At 46.2% G+C, this 18455-nt stretch carries 17 protein-coding genes; 11 read left to right on the forward strand and 6 right to left on the reverse strand.

Annotation, left to right across the window (positions count from 1 at the left end; all coding sequences use genetic code 11):
* Positions 1-186: 186 nt before the first annotated feature.
* Positions 187-1158, forward strand: coding sequence for a magnesium/cobalt transporter CorA (gene corA / locus B2899_RS12375; protein WP_146808373.1), 972 nt, complete (start codon positions 187-189; stop codon positions 1156-1158).
* 96 nt (positions 1159-1254) lie between these two features.
* Here the strand turns inward: corA and spoVB are convergent, their stop codons facing one another.
* Positions 1255-2832: a stage V sporulation protein B gene (spoVB, locus tag B2899_RS12380; protein ID WP_146808374.1), complete on the reverse strand. Its 1578-nt coding sequence runs from the start codon at positions 2830-2832 to the stop codon at positions 1255-1257.
* A 97-nt stretch (positions 2833-2929) separates the two neighbouring features.
* Here spoVB and B2899_RS12385 point away from each other — a divergent pair, with 97 nt between their 5' ends.
* The 8 genes from B2899_RS12385 (at position 2930) to dtd (ending at position 12364) form a co-directional block, all read left to right on the forward strand.
* Positions 2930-3166, forward strand: coding sequence for a post-transcriptional regulator (locus tag B2899_RS12385; RefSeq protein ID WP_286886183.1), 237 nt, complete (start codon positions 2930-2932; stop codon positions 3164-3166).
* A gap of 258 nt (positions 3167-3424) precedes the next feature.
* Positions 3425-4663, forward strand: a complete 1239-nt coding sequence (gene secD, locus B2899_RS12390; protein ID WP_286886186.1) for a protein translocase subunit SecD — start codon at positions 3425-3427, stop codon at positions 4661-4663.
* Positions 4653-5579 carry a protein translocase subunit SecF gene (gene secF, locus B2899_RS12395; RefSeq protein WP_286886188.1) on the forward strand — a complete coding sequence of 309 codons (927 nt, stop codon included), beginning with the start codon at positions 4653-4655 and terminating at the stop codon, positions 5577-5579. Before secD ends, secF begins: the two co-directional genes overlap by 11 nt.
* A gap of 100 nt (positions 5580-5679) precedes the next feature.
* Positions 5680-6645, forward strand: a complete 966-nt coding sequence (locus B2899_RS12400) for a cation diffusion facilitator family transporter (protein ID WP_286886190.1) — start codon at positions 5680-5682, stop codon at positions 6643-6645.
* Between the two features lie 71 nt (positions 6646-6716).
* A complete protein-coding gene (gene recJ / locus B2899_RS12405) occupies positions 6717-9059 on the forward strand; it encodes a single-stranded-DNA-specific exonuclease RecJ (RefSeq protein ID WP_286886192.1) in 2343 nt (780 codons plus the stop codon).
* Complete coding sequence (locus B2899_RS12410) at positions 9049-9564, forward strand: adenine phosphoribosyltransferase (protein ID WP_146808380.1); 516 nt, start codon at positions 9049-9051, stop codon at positions 9562-9564. Before recJ ends, B2899_RS12410 begins: the two co-directional genes overlap by 11 nt.
* A 150-nt stretch (positions 9565-9714) precedes the next feature.
* Positions 9715-11907 (forward strand): RelA/SpoT family protein, encoded by a 2193-nt coding sequence (locus tag B2899_RS12415; RefSeq protein ID WP_146808381.1) that lies wholly within the window; start codon positions 9715-9717, stop codon positions 11905-11907.
* A 16-nt stretch (positions 11908-11923) separates the two neighbouring features.
* A complete protein-coding gene (gene dtd, locus B2899_RS12420) occupies positions 11924-12364 on the forward strand; it encodes a D-aminoacyl-tRNA deacylase (protein WP_286886196.1) in 441 nt (146 codons plus the stop codon).
* Between the two features lie 92 nt (positions 12365-12456).
* Here the strand turns inward: dtd and B2899_RS12425 are convergent, their stop codons facing one another.
* Positions 12457-12882: a hypothetical protein gene (locus B2899_RS12425; protein ID WP_146808383.1), complete on the reverse strand. Its 426-nt coding sequence runs from the start codon at positions 12880-12882 to the stop codon at positions 12457-12459.
* A gap of 108 nt (positions 12883-12990) precedes the next feature.
* A complete protein-coding gene (locus tag B2899_RS12430) occupies positions 12991-13371 on the reverse strand; it encodes an IS110 family transposase (protein WP_286886198.1) in 381 nt (126 codons plus the stop codon).
* Positions 13372-13813: 442 nt separating this feature from the next.
* Between B2899_RS12430 and B2899_RS12435 the strand changes: the two genes are divergently transcribed.
* Positions 13814-14503, forward strand: coding sequence for a hypothetical protein (locus B2899_RS12435; RefSeq protein ID WP_286886200.1), 690 nt, complete (start codon positions 13814-13816; stop codon positions 14501-14503).
* 165 nt (positions 14504-14668) lie between these two features.
* Here B2899_RS12435 and B2899_RS12440 read toward each other — a convergent pair whose 3' ends face one another.
* From B2899_RS12440 to B2899_RS12450, 3 genes are all read right to left on the reverse strand, one after another.
* Positions 14669-15376: a VanZ family protein gene (locus tag B2899_RS12440; RefSeq protein ID WP_146812501.1), complete on the reverse strand. Its 708-nt coding sequence runs from the start codon at positions 15374-15376 to the stop codon at positions 14669-14671.
* Positions 15377-15387: 11 nt separating this feature from the next.
* Complete coding sequence (locus B2899_RS12445) at positions 15388-15702, reverse strand: PadR family transcriptional regulator (protein WP_286886203.1); 315 nt, start codon at positions 15700-15702, stop codon at positions 15388-15390.
* Positions 15703-16020: 318 nt separating this feature from the next.
* Positions 16021-16572, reverse strand: a complete 552-nt coding sequence (locus B2899_RS12450) for a class I SAM-dependent methyltransferase (RefSeq protein WP_286886205.1) — start codon at positions 16570-16572, stop codon at positions 16021-16023.
* A gap of 237 nt (positions 16573-16809) precedes the next feature.
* Here B2899_RS12450 and B2899_RS12455 point away from each other — a divergent pair, with 237 nt between their 5' ends.
* Entirely contained in the window at positions 16810-18354 is a 1545-nt protein-coding gene (locus B2899_RS12455; protein WP_286886207.1) for a coproporphyrinogen III oxidase, read from the forward strand.
* The last annotated feature ends 101 nt before the right edge of the window (positions 18355-18455 follow it).

Raw genomic sequence — 18455 nt, forward strand, 5'->3', positions numbered from 1 at the left:
CTCTTTTCCTTCGTACCGTAAAAGTTATCTGTCCTTCCCGTGATGTTCATGCCGGGGTTGCTGCTGAGAATCTATGGTGGTTTTTTCCATATTTCTGTTTGAAAGCGTGGATGTTTTTTCGTATGATGATAAAAGCAGCGGGCGTGCCCGGCGCCTGCCTGCCTGTATGACAGGGGGTGGAAATTTGTGATTAAAACATATTTTTATAACCATTCACAGCAAGCGATGCAGCATGACGTCGACCTGAATCAGGTGCATAGCTTCCTGCGCTCGCCGGAAGATCTGCTCTGGATTGATCTGTACGACGTGGGCAACGACGAGCTGCAGTATGTGGCCGACATTTTCGGGTTTCACCCACTGGCGATCGAAGACTGCCTGCATGTAAGCCCCCGGGCAAAAGTCGACGACTATGAAGACTATTATTTTTTCGTCATTCATGCTCTCCGCTACAATGAGGAAAGCGATAATGAGATTACTACACTTGAGCTGAATGTATTTTTAGGACTGAATTATATTGTAACGATTCATAAACGGCCCATGCCTTCGATCGGGCGGATTGCGGCGACAAGCCTGCACAGCAAGCAGTTTATGAACCGGGGGCCGGATTTTCTGCTATATTCCATTGTCGATGGTATTACGGATGAATATTTTCCGATTATGGACCGGATTAGCGTCCGGATTGACGAATTGGAAGATGAAATCTACGAACATCAAATGGAAGAGATTACCGAGGAATTCCTGGCACTGAAGCGGACCATCATTTTAATCCGCCGCGTAATCCTGCCGCAGAAGAGAATTTTCGCACCTGTAAATGGGACCATGTTGTTTGAAATCAATGAGGAAAACATTCCGTTCTATATCGACTTAGTCGACCATCTTGAACGCATCGTCGATTCGACGGAGACGTTTCGCGATCTCGTAAACGGAGCGCTTGATACGTACTACTCTATCGTAAGCGCCAAGACGACGGAGACCATGCGGATTCTGACGATTATTTCTACTATCATGATGCCGCTTACGTTTATTACCGGACTGATGGGCATGAATGTGCCTTTGCCGGGAGAGGAAAAGGCATACAGCTTCTGGATAATCATGGCTGTATTATTCACCGTAATCGCCCTTATGCTTCTTTATTTCAAACGAAAGCGCTGGCTGTAGAAAAGCAGACAAAAAAAGGATGTCTTTCCGACGTCTGGAAGAATGCCATTCGGTACAGAGGAAATAACGCCTTATTTTCTGTCTGCTTTTGGTTTTTTAGCGTTTAGGAAGGAAATGGGCAAGTGCCGCTCCGACCCATGGAATACGCTGCACATCCTGCTTGCCGAGCACCCGCAGCCAGATAAGCAGCAGCGTATAAATGATAAGCCCCAGACAGGAGGCGAGCAGCATCGCTTGTGATAAATCCATCAAATGCGACCAGTAGCGTGTCATATGCAGGGTGGTATAACCGGAAAGCGCTACGCTGAATGCCACTTTAGCCAAATCTTTTACTTCTATTGTGAAGCCCGTGATTTTGCTGATGCTGAAGAAATGCAGGAGCGTTACCGATAGAATGCTGATATTGACCGAGAGTACCACTCCGTCAACGCCAAGCTCCGGACGAGATGCGAGCAGAAAGATGGCGGCCGTTTTCAACAGAGCGCCGATGATGGTGTTGCGCATTGCCACCTTCGCATGATCAAGCCCTTGAAGTGCGGCCTGCAGCGGCGCCTGAAAATACAGAAAGATAGAGTAAGGGGCCATCAGCTTCAGAAAATGCCCGACTTTTTCATCGTGATACAACAGGGTGGCCAACGGTTCGGCAAAGACATACAGCAGGGCGGCGCAGGGGGCACCGATGACGAGTGCTAGCCGAACGGATTGATAGATTCGACGATAGATAAGTTTGTCATTTTTTTGTGCAGCGGCTTCCGCGACAGCAGGAACGAGCGAAACCGAAAGCGAATACGTAATAAAAGTCGGAAAGAGTAAGAGAGGAATGGCCATTCCAGCCAGCTGACCGTAAAAGCTGGTTGCGGTGCTCGCAGAAATCCCGGCCAGTAAAAGGCTCTGCGCAACGACAATCGGCTCGATAAAAAATGTCAACGAGGCAACGATCCGGCTGGTCGTAACCGGGATTGAGATATCAAGGAGGCTGCGGAAGGTATCACGGTTCTTATCCAGCAGACCGGACAGGCTGTGCCGTTTCAGCAGTTTCGGTAAGCGCTGTCTGCGGAACTGGAGGAAGAGGCTTAGCATGCCGACGCCTTCTCCGAGGACGACACCGATCATTGCGCCCGCCGCAGCGTATTCCACCCCGTGAGGCATAAGCCAGGATGCGAGAATGATGACGGTAAACATGCGGACAATTTGTTCTACGACCTGCGAGCTTGCGGTCGGCACCATGTTCTGTTTGCCTTGAAAATAGCCGCGCAGCACCGAGGATACGGCAACAATGGGCACGATGGGTGCAATGGCTATGAGCGGATAAAATGCCCGTTCGTCAGTAAGGAAATAACGGGAAATTACGGAAGCGCCCACCAGCATGATCGCGGTGAAGACAATGCTAAGTACGAATACGATAACGAGGGACATTTGCAGGATAGCCCGTACCTTTCCGCTCTCTCCCTGCGCATCCGCTTCGGCGATGAGCTTGGACACCGAGACGTTTAAACCAAAGGTGGCGAGGGAGATAATCAGGACAAACGTCGGGACTGCCATCTGATACAGTCCAAGACCTTCCGCCCCGATAATCCGGGCCAGCATAACCCGATTGATAAAGCCGAGTACTTTGACAATCAGACCGGCAAGAATAAGAATGAGCGTTCCTTTCATAAATGTTTGTTTCGTCATAATATGTCCTCTCTTTTCCCATGCATATTTGTTGACAGCATATGCATGTACCCCAAGCAAACATGCCTGAAATTAACGGAGACAGGAGGCTTTACCTATGATACAGAAACAGCCGCTTGACGAGAAGCTGGCGTACGTGTGCGAGATTAAAGTACAAGAATTTGCAATGCTGGGTTATGAGGATATTACAATGGAAGAAATCTGGGAGTGTGTTTCGGAAAAATATAAGGAAATGCCGCCGCTTCACAAGGTGGTCAACGACATTTTGTCCTTAAAGCCCGGCCGCTGGATGAACTGGATGACCATGCGTGCGTACAAAGGCGGGTCAATGTAAGAAAACGTGAACAATTTGTCATTTGATTTTACGAAACAAATGTTTTGCGTATACGTAAAAGATAACGGGCCGCACAAAAAGTGGTGTGCGCTCGTTTTCTTTTGTTTCTACGGATGTTTAGCTGTGAAGCAGAGGAGAGTATAGAGTATAGCTTCTATGCGCTGTTGAATTTCCTTTAAGGGGAAGGGTAAATTGACAGTGAAAAATAGGAGTGGCTATAATAAAATGTATTGCTTGAAAAAGGAGGAACTACGGGAGATGATTAAGTGGAGTCGTCTTGTTACTCTCCTCGTTATTGTAGCTGTTGTTTTTGCTACGGTTGCTTTGACTGGGAAAAAAGTAGCGATGGGCACGACCCTCGGCCTGGATTTACGCGGGGGATTTGAAATATTATATGAGGTGTCGCCCCTCGATGAAAAACAGAAGGTGACGAAACAAACATTAATAGACGCAACGAAGGCGCTGGATAATCGGGTGAATAAGCTGGGGATAGCCGAGCCGGAGATTCAGGCAGAAGGCGAGAACCGGATCCGTGTCCGCCTGGCCGGTGTTACAGATCAGGAAAAAGCCCGTGATATGATTGGAAAGCCTGCGAATTTGACGTTCCGTGATATGCAGGGAAATATACTAATGAGCGGAAGCGATTTGGCGGAGAATGGTGCGCAGGGCGTACTGGATCCGCAGACACAGCAGCCGGTTGTGACGCTGCAGTTTAAAGACCCGAAGAAGTTCGCTAACGTAACCCAGAAATACGTAGGACAGCCAATGGCCATCTTCCTTGACGAACAGTTAATTACTGCGCCGGTCATCCAGCAAGTAATTCCGAACGGAACTGCCCAGATTGATGGACAGAAGGACATCCAGGAAGCCAAGGATTTGGCCGCTATCCTTAATGCTGGCGCACTGCCGGTGAAAATGAAGGAAGTATTCTCGACAAGCGTCGGGGCGAAGCTGGGACAAGAAGCGCTTGAGAGCGGAATAGAAGCTGGTGTTGTCGGTACACTCATCGTTTTCCTGTTCATGATTGTGTACTACCGAATGCCGGGCTTCATTGCCTGCATTACAGTAGTGGCATATATCTATTTGCTGCTTTTATTGCAAAACCTTATGGGTGTTACGCTTACGCTGCCGGGCATTGCTGCCTTTATTCTCGGGATTGGTATGGCCGTGGACGCAAATATTATTATGTATGAAAGAATTAAAGAAGAATTGCGGAGCGGTAAATCGTATTTATCCGCACTGCGTGCCGGTTCTAAACGTTCATTGAGCACCATTCTTGATGCCAATGTTACGAGTATTATCGGTGCATTGGTTTTGTTCTACTTCGGATCGAGTGCGATCCGCGGCTTTGCGGTGACTCTCATCTTAAGTATTCTCGTCGGCCTGTTCACGTCGGTGGCTGGTGCCCGTTTCTTGATGGGTCTGGCGGTACGCTCAAACCTGTTTAATAAACCTTCTTATTACGGAGTAAAGGAGCGTGACATCCGTGAACTATGATTTTAGTAACTATAAATTCGATTTCGTAAAACATAGAAAAAAGTATTTTCTTGTTTCTGCTGTGCTGATTATTGCCGGGATTATTTCACTTCTAACGATCGGATTGAATCTTGGAGTCGACTTTAAAAGCGGGACAAGGGTGCAGGTGCAAATCGGCAAAACGTTTAACGAGTCTGAAGTACAACAAAGCGTGGAACAAGCGGGTCTGAAGCCGGGGAGTGTAACAACGGCGGGCGACAAGAAGGATATGGCTGTGATTCAATTTGCGAAACCGATTCATAAGGATGAATTCGCCAAGCTGACCAAAGCCATGCAGATGAAATACGGCAAAGATGTATCTTTACAGGAGAGCACGGTCAATCCGATTATCAGTCAGGAGCTGGCGCGCTCTGCGCTGTATTCCGTGTTATTGGCTTCGATTGGGATCGTCATCTATATTACGATTCGCTTTGAGTTTCGTTTCGCGTTATCATCGATTATCGCACTCTTGCATAACGTGTTTCTCGTTATTACGTTGTTCAGTCTTTTTCAAATTGAAGTAGAATTAACGTTTATTGCTGCCATTCTAACAATCGTTGGCTATTCGATTCATGATAACATCATCATCTTCGACCGGATTCGTGATAATCTGAAGCATGCTAAACTGAAAACGGTACAAGATGTTGAAGATGTCGTAAATTACAGTATTGGTCAAACGCTGGCCCGTTCTATTAATACGGTTTTGACCGTGGTAATTTGTGCCCTGGCCCTCTACATTTTCGGTGGAGAGAGCATTCGTCATTTTACGCTGGCACTAATTATCGGGTTAATTTTCGGGGCCTACTCCTCCATTTTTATCGCGAGTCAGATTTGGGTTTCATGGAGAGAGCGTGATTTGAAAAAGAAAAAAATGGCTCTTGCTAATAATGAAGCGTAAGGAAGCCATACTATAAGGAAACAGGATAAAACCGCGGGGTGCGCCCGCGGTTTTTTCACGCACAAAATCTGCCGTAGAGGGAATAAAGGAGTGTTAGCGTATGCGTGGAGAACGGTTTGCCAAAGCCAGATTCGCTGCCTGGGTAGGCATTGTCGGCAACCTTGCTTTGGCGGTTGTCAAAGCGATTATTGGAGTGGTTGCCAATAGTAAAGCGCTGCTGGCAGACGCGATTCATTCAGCTTCAGATATTGTGGGATCATTTGCGGTACTTATCGGACTGCGTGCTTCACAGGTTCCGCCCGATCCTGAGCACCCATACGGCCATGGTAAAGCGGAACCTATCTCCGCCATTATCGTTTCGATTATTTTGTTTGTAGTGGGATTTGAGATGGCATATAATACGGTACAATCATTTTTTGCGCCGATTATCGCTCCAGGTATGCTGGCCGTATATGTTGCCCTTATTTCAATGGGGGTTAAGGAATGGATGTTCCGTTATAAATACCGTATTGGCAAAGAGCTAAACAGTCAGGCAATTATCGCCAATGCCTGGGAACACCGTTCGGATGTATATTCTTCATTCGCTGCTTTAATTGGGATTGGCGGAGCCATTCTTGGTCAGCGCCTGGGCTACCCGGCGCTTGTCTACCTTGATCCGGTGGCAGGGGTCTTCGTGTCCGGACTTGTGATTCAAATGGCATACCGCATGCTTCGAGAATCGATTCACAGCACGCTTGATGTAGTCTGGGATGAAGAGAAGAGCAAGGAATTGCGTGAGACGGCGGCAATGGTACCCGGCGTGCTGCGCGTTGACGAATTGCTGGCCCGGGAGCATGGACATTACGTTATCGTCGATGTAAAAATCAGCGTAGACGCGCAGAGCACGGTGGAAGAAGGACACCGTATCGGCAAACAGGTGAAACGTGTGCTGCTGGATACTTTTGCAAATGTGCAGAATGTATTCGTACACATTAATCCATACGGACGTGCCAGAGAAAATGATACTTACTACCCTCCGCTTCATGAAACAGACATAACCGAGCGGGAAGGTCCGATTTTGCACTAAACAATAGTTGCCCGTTTTTTCCTCTCTCTAGTATAATGAACAAGTGTTTAAGGGAGAGGTGGGAGAAAACTTTGGTAAAATCGAAGACCCGCTGGAAAATAGAAGAGGTTGACCAAGAACTTGCACTGCAACTGCAGCAGCAATTACATATTTCGCCGCTCCTGGCCCAATTGCTTGTCGGACGGGGGATTCAGACTGCAGAGGCGGCGGAGAAGTTCCTTGGCGGCAGCCTGCAGGATTTCTATGACCCGTTCCTGCTTGACGGCATGGATGCGGCAGTTGAACGCATTAAGCGGGCTATTGAACACGGCGAGGGGATTCTGATTTATGGTGATTACGACGCGGATGGCGTGACGAGCACAAGCATCATGATTCACACGATGCGGATGGCCGGCGCCACATTTCAATATTACATTCCTAACCGCTTTACGGAAGGATACGGATTAAATGAAGGTGCGCTGGTAAAAGCGGCGGAAAGCGGATTTTCTGTAGTCATCACAGTGGATACAGGGATCAGCGCCGTAAAAGAAGCTGAGCTGGCAAAAGAGCTCGGCCTTGATTTAATCATTACCGATCACCATGAACCGCCGGAGACCCTGCCGGATGCATACGCAGTAGTAAACCCGAAGAAGCCGAACTGTCCTTATCCGTTCAAAATGCTGGCCGGAGCCGGGGTGGCATTTAAGTTTGCGCATGCATTGCTTGGTGATCTTCCGCACCATCTGCTTGAAATTGCGGCTATCGGTACCATCGCCGATCTCGTGTCGCTGGTGGACGAGAATCGTCTCATTGCGAAGCTGGGGCTGAAAGCGCTCGAGCATTCGGTTAACCCGGGCGTACAGGCACTCAAGAAAGTGTGCGGTATCGAAGGAAAAGTTTCGGCATATCATATCGGCTTCGGCATGGGGCCCCGCATCAACGCGACCGGCCGACTGGAAACGGCGGACCGGGCTGTCAAGATGTTTATCACGAGCAATCCTGAGGATGCGGAGCGGTACGCGCGGGAACTGGACGATTTGAATAGGGAGCGTCAGGAACTGGTAGAAGCGATTGCAGCTGAAGCCGAGCAGTTGGTGCTGGCGATGCCGGAAGAAGAAACGAATGTGCTGGTGGTAGCCAAAGAAGGCTGGAATGAAGGCGTCATCGGTATTGTGGCATCACGTCTGGTCGAGAAATTCTACCGTCCGGCCATTGTATTAAGCATTAACTCAGAGCATGGCAAAGCCAAAGGGTCCGCCCGCAGCATCGCGGGTTTTAATATGTATGAAGCATTGACGGAATGCGCGGACATCCTGCCGCATTATGGAGGCCATCCAATGGCGGCGGGCATGACACTGGCCGAAGGTGACGTACCGGAACTTCGTCACCGCTTGAATGAATTGGCCCGGAAATGGTTGACTGCCGACGATTACATTCCGATCACGAAGGTGGATGCGGTCTGCCGGCTTTCGGAAGCGACTCTGGAAACGATTGAACAACTGGAGAAGCTTGCGCCGTTCGGTCTGGGCAATCCAAGCCCCAAGATTCTCATTGAAGGCGTCGAGATTGCCGATCTGCGCACGATCGGAAAAGAGCAAAACCATGTGAAATGCCAGTTTCGTCAGGATGGTGTGACACTGGATGGCATTGGTTTTAAGATGGCAGATCAGGCAGCCGAGCTGACCCTGCAGGATGAGGCCAACATAGTGGGCGAGCTTGCAGTCAATGAGTGGAACAATCAGCGCAGGGCGCAGTTCATTCTCAAAGATCTAGCCGTACCGGGTTTGCAGGTATTTGACTGGCGCGGGACACGCAATAAATCGGAGAAGATAAAACAGTTGGACGGCAATGCGCCGGCACGCATTGTCGCATTTCGGGAAAAGAATCGTCGTCAGCTGGAACAGCATGCCGGAGGATGGCGTACGCTCCATCTGGAGCCGAATTCGGCAACACGCCAGCTGGTATTGTATGATTTACCCCATTCCTATCAAGAACTTGAAGAAGCGCTGGGTGCCCAACCGGAGTTGGAACGACTGTATTGCCTGTTCGATGAAGAGCCGAACACACTGCCGTCCCTGCCTTCTCGTGAACAGTTTAAAGAAGTGTATAAAACTGTATACCACCACAAAACATTAGGACACAACGATATTCCGCTGCTTGCGCAGGCGAAAAAATTGACGCCGTCCGCTGTTTTGTTCATTCTGGAAGTATTCCGCGACCTCGGATTTCTTAATCGAGATGAGCAAAGTTACCAGCTGGCAGAAGCGAAAGAAAAGCGGGACTTAACGGAATCAATTGTGTACCAGCGGCAGAAGGAAGCGCTGGAGCTTGAAACCGAGCTTTTATATTCCTCATACCAATCATTGCGTGCGTTTTTGAAGCGATTTACGCTGCAGGACGCCCCTGTAAAGGAGAAGATATACCATGGATTTTAAAGAGAAGATTCGGGTCATCCTCGATTATCCGCAGAAAGGCATTCGTTTTAAAGACATTACGACGCTGCTTAAGGACGGACCGGCATACCGTGCGGCGATCGACCGGATGGCTGAATTCGCACGAGAGAAGAAGCCGGACATTATTGTGGGACCGGAAGCGCGCGGCTTCGTAATCGGCTGTCCGCTTGCCGTTCAGTTAGGAACCGGCTTTGCGCCGGTACGCAAAAAAGGAAAGCTCCCGTTTGAGACAATTCAAGCAGAGTATTCTCTTGAATATGGAAAAGATGCGCTGGCCATGCACAAAGACGCTATTCAGCCGGGACAGCGCGTGCTGATTGCCGACGACCTGCTGGCGACCGGTGGCACGATTCAGACGACCATTGATTTGGTGAAAAAACTGGGCGGGGAAATTGTCGGTCTGACGTTTCTTATTGAACTGACTTACCTCAACGGCCGTGAGAAGCTTGGCCCTGAGCATGATATTTTCACGCTGGTACAATATTAATGATAGTGTGAGATCCTTCCTTGTTGTCCACATGGGAAGGATTTTTTGCATCAGGTAGGACATGTGGAATCAGCCCCCTCTTTACTTTCCTTTACAATTCACAGATAATAAAAGGTAATATTCCAGGGGAGTGGCAAAGGAGATAGTGTCATGAGCATCGAAACGGCGATTGAGACCGCAATCGATCAGGTTATAGAGAATGCGAAAAAGTATCTGCCGGAAAAAGACGTCGATTTTCTGTGGCGGGCATACGAATTTGCCCGCAAAGCCCACGACGGTCAGGTGCGGAAATCAGGAGAGCCGTATATCATTCATCCAATCGCTGTAGCCGGTATTCTTATCGATTTACAGATGGATGCAGTAACCGTGGCAGCGGCGTTTATGCATGATGTAGTCGAAGATACAGACGTGACCAGCGAGGAAATTGCCCGGGAATTCGGAACGGAAGTGGCCAATCTGGTCGAAGGGGTTACCAAGCTGGGACGGATTAAATTCAAGTCGAAAGAGCAGCAGCAGGCGGAAAACCACCGGAAGATGTTTCTTGCGATGGCCAAAGATCTGCGCGTGATGTTAATTAAGCTGGCTGACAGGCTGCACAATATGCGGACGCTCAAGCATCTGTCCGAAGCGAAGCAGCGCCAGATTTCCGACGAAACGCTTGAGATTTTCGCTCCGCTGGCGCACCGGCTTGGGATTGCCTCCATCAAATGGGAGATGGAGGATACGGGACTTCGTTATATCAATCCGCAGCAGTATTACCGAATTGTTAATTTAATGAAGAAGAAGCGGGCGGAGCGGGAGAATTTTATCGAAGGCGTTATTGCCACCCTGCAGGAGAAACTGCAGGAGATTCATATTAAAGCCGAGATTTCCGGCCGTCCGAAGCATATCTACAGCATCTACCGTAAGATGGTAAAGCAAAACAAAGAGTTTAACGAGATTTATGATTTGCTGGCGGTACGGATTATTGTAGATGACATTCGTGATTGCTACGCGGCGTTGGGGATTGTGCATACACTGTGGAAGCCGATGCCTGGCCGGTTCAAAGACTACATTGCCATGCCGAAGGCGAACATGTACCAATCATTGCATACGACCGTTATCGGACCGAACGGCGAGCCGTTGGAAGTACAGATTCGGACAGTGGAGATGCACCGGATTGCCGAGTACGGGATTGCAGCCCATTGGGCCTACAAGGAAGGGAAAAAGGTCGGGGACGGAGAGAGTTTTGAAACGAAACTTTCCTGGTTCCGTGAGATTCTTGAATGGCAGCAGGAGACAAAAGACGCACAGGAATTCATGGAGTCCTTAAAAATGGACCTGTTTGCCGACCTTGTTTTTGTCTTTACTCCGAAAGGGGACGTCATCGAGCTGCCAAAAGGTTCCGTGCCTCTCGATTTTGCGTACCGCATCCACTCCGAAGTGGGAAATCGCACAATTGGCGCCAAGGTGAACGGCAAAATTGTACCGCTCGATCATCAGCTAAAGACAGGCGATATTATCGAAGTGTTAACGTCGAAGCACAGCTATGGACCGAGCCGCGACTGGCTGAAGATTACGAAGTCATCCCATGCCCGCAACAAGATTAAACAATGGTTCAAAAAAGAGAAGCGGGAAGAAAATGTGGCCAAAGGCCGCGAGATGGTAGAAAACGAACTGCGTAAAAATAACTTCGAACCGAAGGAAGTCATGCTGCCTGATAATCTGCAGGAAGTAGCGAACAAGTTCAACTTCCAGGGCGAAGAAGACATGTTTGCCGCGGTTGGCTACGGCGGCATTACCGGTGCGCAGATTGCCACCCGTTTAACCGACAAACTGCGCAAAGAACGGGAAGAACAGCAGTCCAATATTGCGGAGATTAAGCAGGAAGCGCCGCGCCGTAAGCGCCCGGACCAGGGCGTAAGCGTCAGAGGCGTGGATAACCTTCTTGTTCGTTTCTCGAAATGCTGTAACCCGGTTCCCGGAGATGACATTGTCGGATTCATTACCCGAGGCCGCGGCGTTTCCGTACACCGTCAGGATTGTTTAAACCTTCAGTCCTGTAGCGAAGAGGATAAGGCGCGTCTTATTCCGGTCGAATGGGATGCGGACTTAAAGCATGAGTACAATGTCGATATTGAAATTACCGGGCATGATCGGAGCGGGCTGCTTAACGAAGTGCTGGCGACGGTGGCCGATACGAAGACGAACATCTCTGCGGTGTCCGGAAAGTCGGATAAGAACCGTGTGGCGAGGATTAATATGACGATTTCAATTCAGAATCTCGATCACCTGCATAAGGTCGTGGAGCGAATCAAGAAGATCCGCGATGTGTATTCCGTACGCCGGGTGATGAATACGTAGAAAGGGTTGTCGCACGATGCGCGTAGTTGTTCAACGATCCAGACAAGCATCCGTTACCGTAAACGGAGAAATTGTAGGGAAGATCGAAAGGGGACTTGTTCTGCTGGTCGGGATTACGCATGGGGATACGAAAGACGATGCGGAATATGTGGCGGAGAAGATCGCCAATCTGCGAATCTTTGAAGATGAGAACGGGAAAATGAATCGTTCGGTGAAGGACGAAGGGGGCGCTATTCTTTCCGTATCGCAGTTTACGCTATACGGGGATACGCGCAAAGGAAGGCGTCCCAGCTTCGTGGAAGCCGCCCGGCCCGAACAGGCTAAGCCGCTGTATGATTTTTTCAATGATAAGCTGCGTGAGCAGGGACTGAACGTAGAGACCGGCGTTTTCGGGGCGATGATGGACGTTGCTCTTGTAAATGACGGGCCGGTTACGTTGATTGTGGAAAATAAATAAAGGCTGGAAAAGGGTGTGAAGGCCTCGTGCTTTTACCCCCTTTTTGCTTAGACGTAAGGAAGGGTTAAGAATTCGATTACAATCCCTTTTAACTAAAACAAATTTTGTTCATACATAGCCGTAGCAGCTTGTCTTCTATTTTCAATTAACAATTGAGGAAGTTGCATTTTTTGATTTGCTGCTCTTTCTTCTACCGCAAGATGATTACTTTTTTGAGAGCGTTGCTTTATTTGATTTATTCGCTGTTGATAGAAACTGTCATCCCATAAGCCTAATTCTGCCCCTCGTTCCGCAAGTCTAACCAATGACTCACTCGTACCCATTGCCATTTTTCCTGCTGATTCTTTAGCAGATATTTGTTTTGCATGGGCCGGATTAATGGGTTCTTTTGCATTTTTCATAACTTCATTGAATTCTTCAAACTTCCCCTGATATCCGTGCATAAATCTTGCAGTCATGTAGGTAGCTTGCATTTGAAATTCAGAACGATTGTTAAAATAAGTAGAACTTACGCTCATTTTTCATTCTCCTCGTTTTTATCATTCACCCCTTATTATCGGAAGAAAACAGCGACAAATTTATAAAATATTACCATTTTGTAATTAATATATAATTTATTACTTTATTTACCAAAAAAGGATGTAAAATATATTTACATACACTTTATAAAAAATCTGATCGGTCTTGTCCAAATCCACATACGCTTCCTTAAACTTTCGAATGAGTTTTGGATTGATCGTAAAGACCTTCGTTTGACGCTTGCGAAGCTGTTCATCATCTGTGAGAAACATCGCAGGATGCCAGCTATAGACAGAGGTAGACTCCAGGCCAATCTGGATGTGCTGGCTATGATGTTTGTCTGCAAGGGCAAGGATTTGATCTCGTACGTAATGGGCACCCTCAAGGTTGTTTTTCACCGTGAAGGATGTGAGGGTATCCCCCTCCTGATTCATCATACAAATTTTCATATCGAGAGAGCTTACGTCAATTCCGACATATAACCGCATGGGGATGACCTCCTTTCTTTACAGGATCGAGGGAAATGGACTCTTCAGGATGCCCCTGGCGCACTCGCCCAGCCTCAGCCTCGCGTATGAGAACTTACTCTGGTCCATGGGCTGCCTGGAAGCTGCTATCTTCCAGCATGGAGTGTCAGAGAGAACAGCCTGCGGGTTAGAAGTACAAACGAGTACCGGGGAAACAGACTTTTGAAGTAGTCAAAGCTACAGGAGGATAGAGAGTTTCCCTGAACGATCCTAAGAACCATTGTCCAGGAACATCATGAAAAGTCCAGTCCCATGATCTGGATGTGCGTGGTGTCCCCCTCCCCTTCTTTACAGTTACAGGGGAGGAAAATATATCTTTGTTTTTTGGTTAATAGTCTCTCAAATTCAACTGGAAATTCGTGATTTTGAGGGGCTTAAACATACTATACGAGGAGGTTTTATTATGAAAAAACTTATTTTAGGCATTACCTTAGCTGCAACTCTATTAGCGCCAACGTACGCTACATCGGTTTTTGCATCAACTAATGAACAATCTGCAAGCGAAGCAACAATTATTTCGGAGGATCAAAAAGTATATAAGTTAGAATCTGGCACCTTAGAAGAGCAGAAGGAATGGGCGGAAGAATCAGAAAGAAAATTTAGAGAGCATCCGCGGGTTTTTAACAAAGATATTGAAAAATATATAAAGGACCCTGAACTATTGAAAAAGGCTAAGGCAGTTTCTGAAACTGAGAATAAACAAAATCCTATTCAAATCCAAAGTGTATCAAAAGATGAGTTAGAAAAAGTAACGGCAGCCGGAACTATTTTCTTGCCGTATCAATTTACTTTTAGTATTAAAGTTTCAACTAATCCCGATACAGCCCAGAGGTTTGCACCAGGTGCTAGTACTCTTGTTATTTATTCTAATGCCACATCTTATGAGTCAAGCCCTTCGAATACTTATTGGATCGACGTGTTTAAGGTTGGGAGTTCCAGTCCTATAGGTAGAGCTTACTTTACTAGAAATAATGGGACCGAGCTTCAATATGTTAGTGGTCTACAACCGGGTTCAACATATTATATTGTTGTAGGAAAAGCTAATGATGGTGTAACTTTAGATGGGTATGGAACACTTAAAAACCCAGGTTAATTATTAACAATAGATTTAATACCATAGAAAATTTTTTCTACAAAAAAGACCGGTAATTCACTGCTTTTATAGTGATTTATCGGTCTTTTATATGAAAATTACTTTTAGACAAAAAGGATTTCAAAAAGTGAACATTAATGTTTTAACATAGCAATTATATCGATATCAGTAAGCTTTTTTATAAGAAGTCCTCTTTTTGTTAAAAGATTTTATGTTTATTTTTCTTAGTAGAATGAACGTGTAGAATCCAATCAAAGCACCAATCGGATTTAATATCATATCATTCACATCAAATTCACCTAAATGGGTAATATATTGTAAAGTTTTAATTGTTGCGCTTACTATTATAGCTAAAAGAACTGTATTTTTTGTCTTTTGCATGTTTCTAAATAGAAATGGAAGTAAAAATCCAAAAGGAATAAAAAGCAACACTTTGTAAAATAAAGGATATAACCACACTTCAATTCTATCTGGAAATTGTGTAGCATATTCAAAAGTATTTTTAAATGGGATCAAATTATAACTAGGTAAGTAATGCTCAGGAAATTTTATATTAGCAAGCCTACGTGGGCTTAAAAAAAGTTTATTTATACATATCAGGGAATAAGCTATAAAGACAAACCAAAATAGATTCTTTATTATTTTATGATAGGGGGAAATCAACTTTTGTAAATCTGTAGAGATAATTTTCGAATTTCCAAACTCTTTAATAGATAGTTTTTCCGCTTCTTCCTTTGTTTTACCTTTATTCATATATTCATCTTTAAGAGCTAAAAGATGATCATAAAATTCTTCAGATAACTCCTCCCTTTCATTAGCGTCACAATCTAAATCTTGAATAATTTCATCAATATACTTTCTTAATCGATCCATTCCTATCCCCCCTATATACAGGATTGAATTAAATTATGAATTTTGTGCCACTGATTAAGTTTTTCTTCTAACTCCATTTGTCCTTTTATTGTAATACGATAAAATTTTCTTCGTATCCCAACCTCAGATTCTCCCCAGTATGATTCAATCAAACTCTTTTGCTCTAAACGTTTCAAAGCTGGATAAAGAGTTCCGTGACTCATTTCATAAAATGTATTACTTTTTTCTTTTAATGTTTGGACAATCTCGTATCCATATGTATCTTTCTGTTTAATAACCAAAAGGAGTAATATATCGATACTACCTTTCATTATTTCTCTATCCAATTTTAATCACCCCCCCTATTTACATAGTATAACGACATAGGTCGTTTTGCAATATATTATTTTACTTCTCGATGGTGTTGCAGTAACTACTTCGACAATGTTGAATTCGAACGTCTGTTTAGTTTGAAAATCCTCTCTCTTCAGATAAACCAAGGGTTTTTTCCAATGTCCATTCTAAGGGGTGAACTTCACAGTAAAGAACCCCGATACGGTCGTTTTAAGCAAACAACCGCATCGGGGTTCTTATATGAGAGTCAAGTTATATACGTTTTAGCGTGTTATTCGATTATCTTCTGCCTCGCATCATCTTTCTATTACTTACCTGGCTTTTTCACATCGATATACAAATGCCGGCAGCACATTCATCGGCACAAAATCCAGGCTCACCCTCTCAAACCGTTCTGAGAGCTGCTTTCTCATCTGCAGCGAGAACTGAAATGCCACGAACATTCCGCCTGGCTTTAACGCTTTTTCCACTTCGTTCATAATCTCATCACGCAACTCCTGTGAGAAATTTGTAAAAGGAAGGCCGGACAGTATGTAGTCGAACTGGTTAATTCCGTACTGCTTCATTGCGGAAGTAATCTGGCAAGCATCATGATGATAGTGCAGTTCAGGATACAGGCGTTCAAGCCGCTGGCGCATGCCGCGATCCTGTTCGAATATAACCACTTTGCATTCCGGTGAACGCAAGCGGTCGATATATTTTGTAAATACTCCCGTTCCGGCCCCGAGCTCGGCCACATGCTTGGCAGAACTCCAGTCGACCGGCTTCACCATCGCTTTGGCGAGAAAGCGGGAGCTGGGCGTTATGCTCCCGATGTCTCTCGGCGAGCGGAGGAATTTCGTTAGAAACATTAGCTTTTCCATAGACACTACTCCTTCTGAACAATCTTGTCTCACAGGATTTTTCTTTATATATAGTATCAAAATTTAAAAAGAAGTGGAAATGTAAAATAAAAAGTTCTCCTATGTATGTACCCGGATTTTAAACTAGTCAAATTGGATCGGATGAAAAAGCCGGGTTCCACTCAGGTTTGCACTTGACCCTCTACATGGACTTCGCTACACTCGTAACGAAAAGCGTTAAATTAAAGGGGTTATTTTATGATTATACAGGTAACGGGCGTGGAGGAGAGGTTCCGCCAGCCCTTAGAACATATTATTCATCTTTTTTTTGAAAAGGTTCAGGTTAATTTTGAATCGGGCGCGGAGGTTGATGCAGATGCTGTAATTGAACTGCGCCTGGATGGAGAGCAGGAACTGCATGCTTACGCCCGTCTGGTGGAGAAAGCGAGCGGGAAAACGTATGAATCGTCCTATTCCCGCGAAGTTCTTTATAAGCCAGAAGATAAGGAATGGCGCAAGCAGGCCAAACAGGTCATCAGCCATCCGCTGCTGGATGTGCTTGAACAATATACGGACATCGAGCAGCCCTGGGGCATCCTGACGGGCATCCGCCCTACAAAGCTTTTGCACCGTAGAATTCAGCAGAACATACCGAAGGAGCAGGCGCACCGGGAATTGAAGGAAGATTTTCTGATTCGTGACGAAAAGATTAGACTTATGCAGCAAATTGTTGATCGTCAGTTGACGATGGTACCTGACTTGCATCATTTGCGCCATGAGGTCAGCATCTACATTGGCATTCCATTCTGTCCGACTAAATGTGCTTATTGTACGTTTCCGGCCTATGCTATTAACGGTAAACAGGGATCTGTCGACTCGTTTCTCGGCGGACTTCATTACGAAATGCGGGAGATTGGTCGCTGGCTCAGGGAAAACGATATGGGCATTACAACCATCTATTTTGGCGGCGGTACGCCTACGAGTATTACGGCAGAAGAAATGGATATGCTGTATGAAGAGATGTACAGCTCGTTTCCTCATATGGATAAGGTACGGGAGATTACCGTGGAAGCAGGGCGACCGGATACGATTACGCCCGAGAAGCTGGCTGTGCTTAACAAATGGAACATCGACCGGATTAGTATCAATCCCCAATCTTATATCGAGGAAACGCTGAAAGCGATCGGCCGCCATCATACGGTTCAGGAAACGATTGATAAGTTTCACCTGGCACGCCAATCCGGTATGAATAATATTAATATGGATTTGATTATTGGTCTGCCGGGTGAAGGTATGGCGGAGTTTGAATATACGCTTGCGGAGACGGAGAAGCTCATGCCGGAGTCTGTTACCGTGCATACGCTGTCTTTTAAGCGCGCTTCAGAGATGACGCGCAACAAGGAGAAATATCGGGTGGCAAGCCGCGAAGAAATTCAGGAGATGATGAAAAGGGCGGAGAGCTGGACAAAGGACAACGGTTATGTGCCGTATTACCTCTACCGTCAGAAAAACATCCTCGGCAATCTCGAGAATGTAGGCTATGCAAAACCGGGTCGGGAGAGCCTGTATAACATTATGATTATGGAAGAGGTACAGTCCATTATTGGGCTTGGCTGCGGTGCTGCAAGCAAATGGGTGCACCCTGTCACCGGCAGCATCTCCCGTTTCGCCAATCCGAAAGAGCCAAAGGCGTACAACGACAACTACAAGCACTATACCGACGCAAAGATTGAAGCACTTAATAAGCTGTTTTCTGTGAAAATCATGAAGAAAGAAGGAGAAGAGGGAGGAAAAAAGATCTGAGGAAGAAAAAGGCGTTCGCCTTTTTCTACATTAAAATCCTCTCCTCATTCTTTCCTCTCTTTTCCTTCGTACCACAAAAGTCAGCCGCCCTTTCTCTCATT

It is taken from the genome of Aneurinibacillus sp. UBA3580, assembly GCF_002375825.1.
Lineage (GTDB): Bacteria > Bacillota > Bacilli > Aneurinibacillales > Aneurinibacillaceae > Aneurinibacillus > Aneurinibacillus danicus.

Excerpts from the sequence above, each read along its gene's own strand:
- spoVB (WP_146808374.1), bottom strand. The coding sequence starts at position 2,832 with ATGACGAAACAAACATTTATGAAAGGAACGCTCATTCTTATTCTTGCC.
- B2899_RS12385 (WP_286886183.1), top strand. The coding sequence starts at position 2,930 with ATGATACAGAAACAGCCGCTTGACGAGAAGCTGGCGTACGTGTGCGAG.
- secD (WP_286886186.1), top strand. The coding sequence starts at position 3,425 with ATGATTAAGTGGAGTCGTCTTGTTACTCTCCTCGTTATTGTAGCTGTT.
- B2899_RS12400 (WP_286886190.1), top strand. The coding sequence starts at position 5,680 with ATGCGTGGAGAACGGTTTGCCAAAGCCAGATTCGCTGCCTGGGTAGGC.
- B2899_RS12410 (WP_146808380.1), top strand. The coding sequence starts at position 9,049 with ATGGATTTTAAAGAGAAGATTCGGGTCATCCTCGATTATCCGCAGAAA.
- B2899_RS12415 (WP_146808381.1), top strand. The coding sequence starts at position 9,715 with ATGAGCATCGAAACGGCGATTGAGACCGCAATCGATCAGGTTATAGAG.
- dtd (WP_286886196.1), top strand. The coding sequence starts at position 11,924 with ATGCGCGTAGTTGTTCAACGATCCAGACAAGCATCCGTTACCGTAAAC.
- B2899_RS12425 (WP_146808383.1), bottom strand. The coding sequence starts at position 12,882 with ATGAGCGTAAGTTCTACTTATTTTAACAATCGTTCTGAATTTCAAATG.
- B2899_RS12430 (WP_286886198.1), bottom strand. The coding sequence starts at position 13,371 with ATGCGGTTATATGTCGGAATTGACGTAAGCTCTCTCGATATGAAAATT.
- B2899_RS12435 (WP_286886200.1), top strand. The coding sequence starts at position 13,814 with ATGAAAAAACTTATTTTAGGCATTACCTTAGCTGCAACTCTATTAGCG.
- B2899_RS12440 (WP_146812501.1), bottom strand. The coding sequence starts at position 15,376 with ATGGATCGATTAAGAAAGTATATTGATGAAATTATTCAAGATTTAGAT.
- B2899_RS12450 (WP_286886205.1), bottom strand. The coding sequence starts at position 16,572 with ATGGAAAAGCTAATGTTTCTAACGAAATTCCTCCGCTCGCCGAGAGAC.
- B2899_RS12455 (WP_286886207.1), top strand. The coding sequence starts at position 16,810 with ATGATTATACAGGTAACGGGCGTGGAGGAGAGGTTCCGCCAGCCCTTA.